This is a genomic window from Sphingopyxis granuli NBRC 100800 (assembly GCF_001591045.1).
Taxonomy (GTDB): Bacteria; Pseudomonadota; Alphaproteobacteria; order Sphingomonadales; family Sphingomonadaceae; genus Sphingopyxis; species Sphingopyxis granuli.
This window is the reverse complement of the sequence record NZ_BCUA01000102.1, coordinates 1-12,068: the sequence shown is the minus strand read 5'-3', so window position 1 is coordinate 12,068 and position 12,068 is coordinate 1. Positions and strand designations below refer to the sequence as shown.

At 69.9% G+C, this 12,068-nt stretch carries 15 protein-coding genes; 1 reads left to right on the top strand and 14 read right to left on the bottom strand.

Annotated elements, in window-relative coordinates; all coding sequences use genetic code 11:
- Positions 1-110: 110 nt before the first annotated feature.
- The 3 genes from SGR02S_RS17160 to SGR02S_RS17150 all read right to left on the bottom strand — a co-directional run bounded on the left by SGR02S_RS17160 (position 111) and on the right by SGR02S_RS17150 (position 3,412).
- Positions 111-1,031 carry a DUF2268 domain-containing putative Zn-dependent protease gene (locus SGR02S_RS17160; RefSeq protein WP_067112798.1) on the bottom strand — a complete coding sequence of 307 codons (921 nt, stop codon included), beginning with the start codon at positions 1,029-1,031 and terminating at the stop codon, positions 111-113.
- A complete protein-coding gene (locus SGR02S_RS17155) occupies positions 1,031-2,881 on the bottom strand; it encodes a DUF885 domain-containing protein (RefSeq protein WP_067112795.1) in 1,851 nt (616 codons plus the stop codon). The genes SGR02S_RS17160 and SGR02S_RS17155 overlap by 1 nt, the downstream gene beginning before the upstream one ends.
- 123 nt (positions 2,882-3,004) lie before the next feature.
- Entirely contained in the window at positions 3,005-3,412 is a 408-nt protein-coding gene (locus SGR02S_RS17150) for a DUF3597 domain-containing protein (protein ID WP_067112792.1), read from the bottom strand.
- Positions 3,413-3,530: 118 nt separating this feature from the next.
- Here SGR02S_RS17150 and SGR02S_RS17145 point away from each other — a divergent pair, with 118 nt between their 5' ends.
- Positions 3,531-4,220: a DUF937 domain-containing protein gene (locus SGR02S_RS17145; RefSeq protein ID WP_255211515.1), complete on the top strand. Its 690-nt coding sequence runs from the start codon at positions 3,531-3,533 to the stop codon at positions 4,218-4,220.
- Between the two features lie 189 nt (positions 4,221-4,409).
- Here SGR02S_RS17145 and SGR02S_RS17140 read toward each other — a convergent pair whose 3' ends face one another.
- The 11 genes from SGR02S_RS17140 to SGR02S_RS17090 all read right to left on the bottom strand — a co-directional run.
- Positions 4,410-5,030, bottom strand: coding sequence for a hypothetical protein (locus SGR02S_RS17140; protein WP_067112789.1), 621 nt, complete (start codon positions 5,028-5,030; stop codon positions 4,410-4,412).
- 77 nt (positions 5,031-5,107) lie between these two features.
- A complete protein-coding gene (locus tag SGR02S_RS17135) occupies positions 5,108-5,629 on the bottom strand; it encodes a demethoxyubiquinone hydroxylase family protein (RefSeq protein ID WP_067112782.1) in 522 nt (173 codons plus the stop codon).
- Complete coding sequence (locus SGR02S_RS17130; protein ID WP_067112779.1) at positions 5,626-6,108, bottom strand: disulfide bond formation protein B; 483 nt, start codon at positions 6,106-6,108, stop codon at positions 5,626-5,628. Before SGR02S_RS17130 ends, SGR02S_RS17135 begins: the two co-directional genes overlap by 4 nt.
- Positions 6,109-6,129: 21 nt before the next feature.
- The gene (locus tag SGR02S_RS17125) at positions 6,130-7,518 is read right to left on the bottom strand and encodes a S41 family peptidase (protein WP_067112776.1); all 1,389 of its coding nucleotides are present in this window, start codon (positions 7,516-7,518) and stop codon (positions 6,130-6,132) included.
- A gap of 86 nt (positions 7,519-7,604) precedes the next feature.
- The gene (locus SGR02S_RS17120; RefSeq protein WP_067112774.1) at positions 7,605-8,819 is read right to left on the bottom strand and encodes a murein hydrolase activator EnvC family protein; all 1,215 of its coding nucleotides are present in this window, start codon (positions 8,817-8,819) and stop codon (positions 7,605-7,607) included.
- Complete coding sequence (locus SGR02S_RS17115; protein WP_067112772.1) at positions 8,816-9,244, bottom strand: 23S rRNA (pseudouridine(1915)-N(3))-methyltransferase RlmH; 429 nt, start codon at positions 9,242-9,244, stop codon at positions 8,816-8,818. The genes SGR02S_RS17120 and SGR02S_RS17115 overlap by 4 nt, the downstream gene beginning before the upstream one ends.
- 143 nt (positions 9,245-9,387) lie before the next feature.
- A complete protein-coding gene (gene rsfS, locus SGR02S_RS17110; RefSeq protein ID WP_104959280.1) occupies positions 9,388-9,798 on the bottom strand; it encodes a ribosome silencing factor in 411 nt (136 codons plus the stop codon).
- On the bottom strand, positions 9,795-10,448 hold the full coding sequence (locus SGR02S_RS17105; protein WP_067112770.1) for a nicotinate-nucleotide adenylyltransferase: 654 nt from the start codon (positions 10,446-10,448) through the stop codon (positions 9,795-9,797). Before SGR02S_RS17105 ends, rsfS begins: the two co-directional genes overlap by 4 nt.
- A complete protein-coding gene (locus SGR02S_RS17100; protein WP_067112767.1) occupies positions 10,445-10,723 on the bottom strand; it encodes a type II toxin-antitoxin system RelE/ParE family toxin in 279 nt (92 codons plus the stop codon). Before SGR02S_RS17100 ends, SGR02S_RS17105 begins: the two co-directional genes overlap by 4 nt.
- Entirely contained in the window at positions 10,723-10,977 is a 255-nt protein-coding gene (locus SGR02S_RS17095) for a CopG family ribbon-helix-helix protein (protein ID WP_067112749.1), read from the bottom strand. The genes SGR02S_RS17100 and SGR02S_RS17095 overlap by 1 nt, the downstream gene beginning before the upstream one ends.
- 31 nt (positions 10,978-11,008) lie before the next feature.
- On the bottom strand, positions 11,009-12,068 hold a 1,060-nt coding region (locus tag SGR02S_RS17090; RefSeq protein ID WP_067112735.1), incomplete at its 5' end, for a glutamate-5-semialdehyde dehydrogenase.

The window sequence follows — 12,068 nt, the reverse complement described above, 5'->3', positions numbered from 1 at the left end:
TCGCTTCGCTCCTCGCGGGTGACGATTCCAACGCATGGCATCAGGCCCCAGGTCGTAGTTTCACCGCGTTTTCCGGGTCGTCATGCGGTTCCGCCCGACTTGAAAACGCTCTATGCGCCCGGCGCCCAGCCGCTCGCGGCGAGGAAGGCGGCGGGGTCGCGCATCTCGATGATCTCACGCAGCGTCTGCGTCTTGTCGGGCGCGCGGTCGTAATAGGCCCGGACGATGCGGTAACCCGCCCAATAGCCGAGGTCGCCGGGCCATTCGCCATCGCCCTGCTGGTTGTAGAGCCAGCGCGAACCGAGCGCCTTTTCGTCCTTTTCGGCGAGGAAGGCGGTTTCGAGCTCCGTCGTTCGTTCCGCCGCCCATTGGTGGAGCAGCGGATAGGCGACCGATCCGGTCATCCGCTCGGTGACGAATTCGGCGGCGCCTTCGACCAGCGCGGCGTGGAGGACCGTGGCATTCTCGTCATCGACCTGCGCGAGCGGCTGCTGCACATGCGCATATTCGTGCGCGATGACGTGCACCATGCGATCCTCATCGTCGGCCTCGATGAATTTCGCCGCGCATAGCATTTCGAGGCCGATATAGAGCCCCTTCGCATTCGCGGTTCCCGCGCTCGACGCGCGGCCGATGGCGATGGTGATCGGCGGGAAGACCGCCTTCGGATAGAGCGCCGCGAGCCGGTCGGTCGCCGCGACCAGACGGCCGCGAACCTTGTCCAGCTTCGCCGCGCAGCCGCGCGCGTCGCGATAGACGGCTGGCTTGGCGCGCAGCGCCGCCGCCAGCCGGTCGGGCGTGATCCGGCGCAGCGCCATGAATTCGACGAGACCGGGCGACGGCGTGGCGAGGTAGCGCGCCGCGAGCGCATCGGGGTCCGCCGCCAGCGCCGGGTCGTCATAGAGCGCGAAGAAGCGGTCGACGTCGCTCGTCACGATGGCGACACGCGAGCTGTCCGGCGCTTCCTGCGCCATCGCACCGCCGCTGGCCGCGGCGAACATAGCCGCGGCCAGCAGGGCGAGGCGGCGCATCACGCCTTCGTCTCCGCGATATATTCGTCGACATTCTGCGCGAGCACGTCGAGCGGGACATTGCCGCCTTCGAGCACGACATTGTCGAAGTCGCGCAGGTCGTAGCGCGCGCCGAGCGCGGCCTGCGCGCGGTCGCGCTGGCGGTTGATCTCGCTGTGTCCGACCTTGTAGCCGCACGCCTGCCCGACCCAGCTGCAATAGCGGTCGACCTCGCTCGCGACCTCGAGCGGGTTCGACCCGTTGCGCTCGACGAAGAACTGCACCCCCTGCTCGCGCGTCCAGCGCTTGGTGTGGATGCCGGTGTCGACGACGAGGCGGCAAGCGCGGAAAGCGATCGACTGGAGATAGCCGAGGCGCCCGACCGGGAAATCGTCGTAGAGGCCGAGTTCGTCGGCGAGCTGTTCGGCATAGAGGCCCCAGCCTTCAGAATAGGCGTTGAAGGCGAGCATCGAACGGATCAGCGGCATCTGGTTTGCATATTCGCCCTGCCACGCATGGCCGGGAATCGCCTCGTGCATCGCGAGGTCGGGCAGCGAATATTTGCTGTGCAGGTCGGTCGTGCGCAGATTGATCCACATCCGCCCCGGCGTCGAACCGTCGATCGACCCCGCGCCGCCATAGGCGGCGGGCGCGCCGGGCTCTTCCTCGGGTGGCAGACGCTTCACCTCGACATTGCCCTTGGCGAGGGTGCGGAAGGCGCGCGGCAGTTCGGCGCGAATCCGGTCGAGCCATGTTTGAATGTAGGCGACGACCTCGGCGCGGCCCGCGTCGTTGTCGGGGAATTTATACGCCGGGTCTTTCGCGAGCGCGTTCATCCGGTCGCCGACCGAACCCTGCGTATAGCCGAGCTGCTTGAGAATGGGGTCCATCCGCCCGTGCAGCTCGGCGAGCTGCTCGACCCCCATGCGGTGGATTTCCTCGGGCGTCATCCGCGTCGTCGTCGAGGCGCGCAGTGCCCAGGCGTAGAATTCGTCGCCGCCGGGACGCGCCCAGATGCCCGCGTCCATCGTCGCCTTCGTGCGCTGCGCCTGCAATTCGGCAAGCTGGCGTTCGAGCGCGGCGACGACCGGCCCCGTGGCGATGGCCCCGGCGCGCCGGCCCCAGTCGCCCGCGATCTTCGCCTCCGCGGTGCGGCGGACGAGGCTGTCGACCAGTCCGCCGCCGCCGCGCGCACCGGCGAGGCTCGCCTCCATCTGCCTGATCGCCTTGTCGAGCAGGAAGGCGGGGGCGACCACGCCTTGCGCGCCCGTGGCCTTCAGCCGCTCGGTCTCTGCATCGAGGGTCGCGGGATAGGCGTTGAGGCGCGCCAGATAGGCCTCTGCGTCGGCGGCGTTCTTCACCGGGTGGTCGCTGTCGAGGAATTTCGGGATGTCGAGATAGGCGCCGACATTCTGGATCACGACATAGGGGGTGTTGCGCCATCCGCCGACCGACACGTCGCCATAGGGCAGCGCGAAGCCGTCGAGCGCGACGCCATAGGCGCTTTCGATCACCGCCAGGCTGGTGCGCGTGCCATGGTCGAGCTTGCTCCGGTCGACCGCGCGGACGCGCGCGAGATCGGCCTTGAGCGTGTCGGCGAGCGCCTGTTGTCCTGCCGCCGAGCGATCGGCGAGCTGCGCGCGCAGCGCGGCGCGCGCGCCGGTATCGATGCCGAGGCTCGTCGCGCTTTCGGGCGACCGGGCGAGCAGATTGTCGGCGATTGAGTCGAGCAGCGCCTGCGCGCCGTCCTGCTGCGGAGCGGCCGCCGCCAGCGCGGGCGCGCGCGCGGCCAGCGCGAGGCTCGCGGTTCCGGCGCCGAGCGCGGCGAGCGTCCGGCGGCGGCTGATCGAAGTGGACAGTCTGTCGTGCACGTGCGGGCTCCCCGTTTGTTTCCTGTGAAACCTGTCTGGAGCCGCGGCGCGCGGGGGTCAATGAAAAGGGGCCGGGAACGGCGCTGCGTTCCGGCCCCTTCGTCGAAGAAAATCGACCGTCCGTCAGTCGGTCAGGTCGGCGGGCACCTTGCCGCCGTTCGCGGCGAGTTCGCGCATCACCGCCTTGTGCAGCCAAATGTTCATCTCGGCGCTGCCGTTGAGTTCGCCGGTATAGCCGAGCTCCTGCGCAAGCGCCTTGCGGTTGTCGAGGCTCGAATCGATGCCGAGCAGTTTCATCAGGTCGACGATCGAGGTGCGCCAGTTGAGCGGCTGGCCTGCCTTCGCGGCCTCGGCCGACAGGATCGCCTCGACATCGACCTCGCTGACGGCGGTCGACGCGGCGGCCATGGCGCTCGACGCGGCCTCGACCGCCGCGCCGATCGGAAGCGCCGACGGGGTGGCGGGAGCGGGCTCGGCGGCCTCCGCCTTCTTGCCGAAAATCGCGTCCTTGATGCTGCTGAAAATACCCATTTTGCAATGCTCCCACTCGTTGAGACGGCCTAACCCCGCGGCCGGGGCAGTCGCAGGGCCGCAGGATAGGATTAGGCACGGCGAAATGACAGCAGAATGAACGGCTCGCCCCACGCCGGTGCGCTGCTATAAGAACCCGCATCGGCGCTTTTCGATCCGCGCCTTGTGGGAGATTGACGACATGAACCTCAGCGACATCCTCGGTCAGGCCGGCGGCATCGAATCGATGGCGAAGGAACTGGGCGTTTCGCCCGCGATCGCGCAGCAGGGCGCCGAAGCGCTGCTGCCCGCGATCCTCGGCGGCTTCCAGAAGCAGGCGCAGGGCGGCGGCGAGGGACTGGGCGGGCTGATCGCCGGGCTGGGCGGCGGCGGCCTGCTCGACACGGTGCTCGGATCGCAGCCGACCCCGGTCGGGCAGGGCAACGACATATTGGGCCAGATCTTCGGGTCGAAGGACGTCAGCCGCACCGTCGCCGGGCACGCCGCCGGGCAGACCGGGCTCGACGCCGGGCTGCTCAAGAAGATGCTGCCGCTGCTCGCGATGCTGGTCGCCGGCGCGATGGCGAAGGGTGGCACCAAGGACGGCGGCGGAGTCGACGGCGGCGGTCTGGGCGACCTGATCGGCGGCGCGCTGGGCGGCGCTGCGGGCGGATCGGGCGGCGGCGGACTGGGTGGCCTGTTGGGCGGCATGCTCGGCGGTGGCGGCGGATCGGGCGCTTTGGGCAGCCTCGGCAAGCTGATCGACCGCAACGGCGACGGCAACCCGCTCGACGACATCCTCGGCATGGCCGGGAAGCTGAAGGGGTAGCGCCGGGCGGTCCGTCTCTCGTCGGGGCGCGATCATCTTTGGATGAACCATGCCCCGGGTCCCCGCGAAGGCGGGGACCCGGAGTCATGCGACGCCGATCCTGGTTCTATCCGCTCCGGGCTCCGCCTGCGCGGGAGTACCCGGCATATTTTCGCCCGGTTCCGATCCGTTCGATCCGATGAAATGCCTCTATCGCGGTCCGGGCGAAGGCAGCGGCTCTTCGTTCGGATCGTTCGGGGTCGGTGCTGCGGGCGCGGGCGCGACGCCGCTGGCCTGGCGTTCGAGCTCCTCGGCGGCGCGCTGGCGTTCCTCGAGCGCCTTTTCCTCGGCGACGACCGCCGCCTCGACCTCGTCCGCCGCGGCGTCGATGCCGGCGATGCGCTTGGCGCGTTCGTCGGCGATCATCGTCTGCCAGTCGGTCTTGTCGGCGGCGCGGCGCTCGGCCTTGGCGCCGGCGACGAGCTGCTGGGTGCAGCCGGTGAAGCCGCCGAGGCCGGTGGGCGAGCAGCTGTCGGTGCCGAAACGGCCGACGCGTTCGAGCGCGACCACCTTGTTCGCCCACGCCTCGTTGCGCGGGTCGAGCGGGCTGCCGCCGCGGAAGATCTGCGGGACGCGGTAGCGCTCGGTTTCGGGCAGGCGGCTGCACACGACGATCTCGTCGGGGCTGCTCTGCTCGCACTTGTCGTCGCCATAGACGATGACCTGGTTGATCTTTTCGCCGTCGACGACGGTTTCCTGCGCCTGCGCCTGCGCGGGCGCCGCGGCCGCGCCGGCGGCAAGGATCAGCGCGAAGAGGGGGGGGCGGGTCATCGGTTTTCCTTCATCTGTCCGGACGGACTGCCATGGATAGCCTGCATGCGGCCTGAACGCCACCGCCGGGCACCGCGTCAGATGCGCTTCGCCAGCGCGATGGCGGCGCGGCAGCCGGCACGGATCGCGAAGCTGAGCAGCGGATAGCCCGGCGCGCTTTCGGCGCCCGCGGCGAGCGCGGCATCGCGGTGCTCCAGCTCTTCGGCACGGAACTCGGCGACCGCGTCGCCCAGTTCGGGGTCGCTGTCGCCCAGCTCGGCGATCTGGTCGCGATAGTGGCGGTCGATCTCGGTCTCCACGGCCGCGGTGCACGCCATCGCCGCGCGCGGCCCCATCGCGGCGGTCGCGGCGCCGAGCGCGAAGCCCGCGACGTTCCACAGCGGCTGAAGCGCGGTCGGCCGCACGCCGCGGCGCGCGATCAGTCCGTCGAAGAAGGCGCGGTGCCGCTCCTCCTGCTCCGCCATATGCGCGATCTCGCGCGCCATCGGATGCCGGTCGCCCATCACCGCGAGCTGGCCGGCGTAGATGCGCGTCGCACCATATTCGCCCGCCTGGTCGACCCGGATCATCGACGCCGTCTTTCGGTCCGCCTTCATCATGCCGCCGATGTGGGCCGGCGGCGCAGCAAGGTCAAGACGAGCGCCGCGGCGGCGAAGGAGAAGATCGCGTTGAACCCCGCGAGCGAGACGCCGAACAGCGTCCATTGCGGCACGTCGCAGCGGGTGATCGGCGCCGCCAGGATGCTGTCGAGCGAGACGGGGCCGGTCGCCGCGGTGCTGCACGTCGTCAGCCCTTCCCAAAGGCCGTATTCGACCCCAGCGTGGAAGACGCCGATCGCGCCGCTGACCGCGATGGCGACGGCGGAAAGCAGCGTCAGCGCGCGCATCGCGGCGTCGCTGCGGCGCAGCAGCAGCGCGAGCGCCGCCAGCACCATCGCCACCTGGTGCGGCCAGCGCTGCCAATAGCACATCTCGCATGGGTGGAGGCCGAAGCCATATTGCGACACCAGCGCGCCGCCATAAAGGAGCAGCGGCGCGATCAGCGCGAGGAGCGGCGCGGCGTAGCGGTTGTTCGGCATGGCTGGCCCCCCGATTTCGGATCAGTTGCGCCGCGCCGGCCGGGCGGCGGGCGCCTTGCCCTGCGCCATCTGCGGCGTCGCCGGGCCGATGCGGCCGATCGTCTGCAGCGCATAGTGGAGCTGATAATCCTCGATGCCCTTCGCCTTCAGCTCCTCGGCGGTCGCGGCGAAGCGCGGATCATCCTTTTCGTCCTTTTCGAGCAGACCGTCGTCGACCTTCTTCTCGTTGATCAGGTGGCGGCGCAGGTCGCTTTCGCGGAAGCGTGGGCGGTTCTTGTAATCGGGGTCCGAAAGCTGCGGCACGCGGATGTCGGGCTCGATGCCGCCTTCCTGCACGCTGCGCCCCGACGGCGTGTAATAGCGCGCGGTGGTCAGGCGCAGCGCGGTCGTGTCGGTCAGCGGCAGCACCGTCTGCACCGATCCCTTGCCGAAGCTGCGCTCGCCCATGACGAGCGCGCGGTGCTGGTCCTGCAGCGCGCCCGCGACGATCTCCGACGCCGAGGCGGAGCCCGCGTCGATCAGCACGATCACCGGCGCGCCCTGCGCGAGGTCGCCCGGCTCGGCGAAATAGCGTTCGATGTCGCTCTTCTTGCGGCCGCGCTGCGACACGATCTCGCCGCGTTCGAGGAAGATGTCGCTGATCCCGACCGCCTCGTCGAGCAGCCCGCCGGGGTTCGAGCGCAGGTCGAGCACCCAGCCGCGCGGCTTGCGGCCCAGCGATTTCTCGACCGCGAGCATCGCCGCCTTGAGGTCGCGGGTCGCATCGGCCGAGAAGTTGGTGACGGTCAGCACCCCGACGTCGTCCTTCACCTCCCACTTCACGGGTTTCAGGTCGATGATCTCGCGCGTCAGCGTCAGCTCCATCGGCTTGTCCTGCCCCTCGCGCACCACGGTGATCTCGATCTGGGTGCCGGGGCGGCCGCGCATCTGTTCGACCGCCTCGTCGAGCGTCAGGCCGAAGATCAGTTCCTTGTTGATGTGCGTGATATAGTCGCCGGCCTTGATCCCGGCACGCGCGGCGGGCGTGTCGGCGGTCGGCGCGATCACCTTCACCACGCCGTCCTCCATCGTCACCGACAGACCAAGGCCGCCATATTCGCCATCGGTCTGGGTGCGAAGGTTGGAGAAGCCGCGCGCATCGAGATAGCCCGAGTGCGGATCGAGGCTGGCAAGCATGCCGTTGATCGCACCCTCGATCAGCTTGTCGTCGCTGACCGGCTCGACATAGTTGGATTTCACTTCGAGGAAGACGTCCATGAAGCGGGCAATCTCTTCCTGCGTCGAGGCGTCGACGCTCGCCATCGCGCCGGTGGCGAGCGGGACGAGCGCCAGCGTGCTGAGCGCGGCCGCCCCCTGCCACAGGGCGAAGCGGCGCCGGGGGGAGGGAGAAGGCTTGGTCGATTCGGTCATGGTCGTCTTTCAATCGCGCAGGCGTGACTTTGCCTTATAATGGCCGCGGCGCCATCCGCCTATGCCTTTCTGGAGGCGATGCGCGGTCACCCGATCATCGCGACGATGTCGACCGGGCGCCCGGCGCGGCGCAGCTCCACGGTGATGCGGGCGTCGTCGGACCCGGCGCGGCCGACCGGCGCCCCGGCGCCCAGCGTATCGCCGACGCCGACCGACAGCGCGATCATCCCGGTGATCAGCGAGGTCCAGCCGCCGCCGTGATCGATGATGACGATCTTGCCATAGCCCTTGTAGTCGCCGGCGAAGCCGACATGCCCCGCGGCGGGCGCGACGACCTGTCCGCCGGGCTGCGCCGCGATGGTCAGCCCGCGCGAGCGGACGCCGCTGTCATTGACCTCGCCCAGCCCCGCGACGATGCGGCCGACGACGGGCAGGCGATAAGCGCCGTCGCTCAGCGAGGCATCGCTGGCAGGCGGCGGTGCGGCGGCCGGAGCGGCGCTTGCCGGGTCGCGCGGACGCGGCAGGGGGCCGGCCAGCTGCGCCAGCTCGGCGCGCACCAGCCCGTCGGCTTCGAGCGCGTCCATCAGTTCGACGATATCGCGTGCCTTCTCGCCCAGCCCGAGCGCGCGGTCGGCCTCCAGCCGTGCGCTGCTCATCAGGTCGCGCGCGTGGAGCCGGCCCTCGTTCTCGAGCCGCGTCAGTTCGTCGCGGCGCGTCGCGAGCTGCGCCCGGCTTTCGGAGAGCGTGTCGAGCGCGATGCGCTGCTGGCGCCGCGTCGTCTGAAGATCCGCCAGTTCGTGCCGCACCCCGGCGGTGCGGCGGTGGATCACCGGCATCACCGCGTCGAGCACCGCGCGTGCGTGGACCATGTCGGTCAGCGATCCGGGCTGCGCGAGGACGCTCACCGGCGGCTGGCGCGAAAGCTGCTGCAAGGTGGCGGTCAGTTCGAGCAGCGGCTGCTGTTGTTCGGCGAGGCGCGCCTGACGCTCTGCGAGGCGGCGGCCGACAAGCGCGACGCGCGCTTCGCCGGCGCTGATGTCGGCCTCTGCCGACTGGATCCGCGCGGCGAGCGCCGCGCTGCGCTTCTTCAGGCGGTCGGCCTCGCTCCGCGCGGCGCGTGCCTGCGCCTCGAGCGCGTTGCTGCGCGCCATCGCGTCGGCCGATTGCTGCTTCGCGGTCACGAGCTGCTGCCGTTCGTGCGCGACGAGCGCCTGCGGATCGAAGACATCGCCCTGCGCAAGAGCCAGCGCGCCTCCCGCGATCGCGGCGCAGCCTGCGGCCAGCGCGATCGTCCGCCTCATTGCCGGCCCTCGCGATGATAGGGGTGGCCCGCGACGATGCTGGTCGCGCGCCACAATTGCTCGGCGAGCATCGCGCGCGCCATCAGGTGCGGCCAGGTCGCGCGGCCGAAGGCGATTACCCTGTCGGCGCCCTGCCGCTCCGCGGGCGTGAAGCCGTCGGCGGCGCCGAGGCAGAAGCGCGCCTCGCGCACCCCGCCGTCGCGCCATGTTTCGAGCAGCCGCGCGAATTCGAGCGACGCCATCTGTTCGCCGCCCTCGTCGAGCAGCACGGTGCGGCTGCCCGCGGCGACGGCGGGCATGCGGCCGCCGGTGTCTGGCAGTTCCGAAATCCGGTGCTGCCAGGTCAGGCGCTTCATGTAACGCTCGACCAGTTCGGCCTCGGGCCCGCGCCCGATGCGCCCGCGCGCGATGATGTGCAGCAGCATGGCGTTATCGTTCACCTTCGGTGAAAGCGGCACCAACCCGCTCCCCTCCCAGCCTCCCTGACGATCAAGGCCCATGGGAGGCCGGGAGGGGAGCGGGCTGGTGCCGTCCCCGTTCGGACTTTAGGCCGAACGGAACAAAAGGGTCAATTCGCGGCGGCGGCGGGCGGGGCGTCGCCGAACGACCACATGCGTTCGAGGTTGTAGAAGCTCCGCACCTCCGGCCGGAACAGGTGGACGATCACGTCGCCGGCGTCGATCAGCACCCAGTCGGCGTTGGGCAGTCCCTCGACGCGGACGGTGCGGCCCGCTTCCTGCTTGATGCGCTGCGCCAGCTTGTCGGCGATCGCCGAGACGTGGCGCGTCGAACGGCCGCTGGCGATCACCATATGGTCGGCGATGCTGCTCTTGCCGGCAAGCGGGATGGAGATGGTATCCTGGGCCTGGTCCTCTTCGAGCTGGTGGAGGATCAGGGCGTGGAGCGCGTCCACGCTGTCGCCCGAAGGCTGGGGAGCGGGTGCGGCGCCGGGCGCGGCATCCTTGCTGGCGGCTATCAAGCGGTTCCTTTCCTTTCGGAGACCCCGAGGCGCGAACGGGTGATCGGGTCGCGCGGGGCGCGGCCTTCATGACGTTCGAACCAGCGGGGGTCGGCCTGCCGTATCGCAGTTGCGGATCGCACATCGGGCGAAAATCGCAGGAACACGAGGGCAGGCGGTCTCCAGTCCGTCCAATGAAGCTTCTGGCCTGCGGGCCGGACGAAGCGCCGCAGCCAGCCCATCGCCTGCGCGGCGTGGGTGCGGCCATTATAGCCCGGGCGCGCGATCACCGCAATCGGCATCAGTCGCGCGATGTCGCGCCAGTCGCGCCAGCGGGGCAACTGGACCAGATTGTCGGCCCCCATGATCCAGATGAAGCGCCGGTTCGGGTAGCGGCGGACGAGCTTTCGGAGCGTGTCGACGGTGTAGCGCGTGCCAAGTTCGGCCTCGAGTCCGGTGGCGCGGATCGGCGAGCGGCGGGCCATGTGCTGCGCCGAGGCGAGGCGGGCCGGAAGCGGCGCCATGCCCTTCGCGTCCTTCAGCGGATTGCCGGGCGACACCAGCCACCACAGGTCGTCGAGCCCGAGCGCGTCGATCGCGTTCAGGCTGATCGCGCGATGTCCGCCGTGCGCGGGATTGAAGCTGCCGCCGAGAAGGCCGGTGCGGATCATGACAGCGACTGCCAGTCGCTGCGATTGTGGACGATGCGAAGCAGCAGGATCGCGTCTTCGCGAACCATGTAAAGGATCAGACAGGGCGTGCCGGCGATCGGCCATTTCCGGATGCGATCGCTGTCGATGGCAGGACCGATCCGGGGATGCGCCTGCAATTGTTCGGTCGCGGCGATGGCGCCGCGCAGCAGGGTGGCTTCAGAGCCGGGGTCGCCGGCTGATTCGGCCAGCCGGAAGAGGTCTTCGCGGGCGTGCGGCGTCCAGTGAAGGCGCATCAGGCCGCTTTGCGCGCGGCCAGTCTGGCCTTGATGTCGGCCATCACCTCTTCATGGGGAATCAGGCGGCCGGCGGCCACATCCTCGAGCGCCGGTTCGACCAGTTCGACATATTCCAGCTCGTGCGCCACCGCTTGCTGCAACAGGCGCACAATCACCCAGGCCCGGCTGCGGTCGTGAAATGCCGCGATCCGGTCGAGGTCATCCAGCATTGCCTCGTCGACGCGTGCGGAAATGACAGTCTGCTTGGTCATTGCAGCAATGTATCATTTGTATACAAATGATTCAAGGGCGCGTCTGGCCGTTCCCCCGCACCAGCCATTTATAGGTGGTGAGGCCTTCGAGCGCCACCGGGCCCCTTGCGTGCAGCCGCCCCGTCGCGATGCCGATTTCGGCGCCAAGGCCGAATTCGCCGCCGTCGGCGAACTGGGTCGAGGCATTGTGCATGACGATCGCGCTGTCGACTGCGGACAGAAAGCGCTCGGCGGTTGCCGCGTCCTCGGTGACGATCGCGTCGGTGTGATGGCTCGAATGCGCGTCGATATGTGCGAGCGCGCCGTCGAGGCCGTCGACCGTCGCGATCGAGACGATCGCGTCGAGATATTCGCAGTCCCAGTCGCCGGCGTCCGCGCGCGCGATATGCGGGCTCAGCGCCGCGATGCGGGCGTCGCCGCGCACCTCGCAGCCCGCGCGGACCAGCGCGTCGACGATGGCGAGCGGCGCCGGATAGGCGCGGTCGATCAGGATCGTCTCGGTCGCGCCGCAGATGCCGGTGCGCCGCATCTTGGCGTTGACCGCCAGCTCGACCGCCTGCGCCGGATCGGCGGCGGCGTCGATGTAGAGATGGTTGATCCCGTCGAGGTGGGCGAGGACGGGGACGCGCGCCTCGTCCTGCACGCGGGCGACGAGTCCCTTGCCGCCGCGCGGGATGATGATGTCGATCAGCCCCTGCGCGCGCAGCAGCGCGCCGACCGCCGCACGGTCCTGCGTCGGGACGAGCTGCACTGCGTCTTCGGGCAGGCCGCTTTCGGCGAGGCCGGCGGCGAGCGCCGCATGAATTGCGCGGTTCGAATGCGCCGCCTCGCTGCCCCCGCGCAGGATCACGGCATTGCCCGCCATCAGGCCGAGCGCGGCGGCGTCGGCGGTGACGTTGGGGCGGCTTTCATAGATGATGCCGACGACCCCCAGCGGCACGCGCACCCGGCTGAGCACCAGCCCGTTGGGCCGCTCGGCGCGGTCGATCTCGGCGCCGACCGGGTCGGGCAGCGCGGCCACCGCCTCGACCGCGTCGGCGATTCCGCCGAGCCGCGCGGCGTCGAGCCGCAGCCGGTCGAGCATCGCCGGG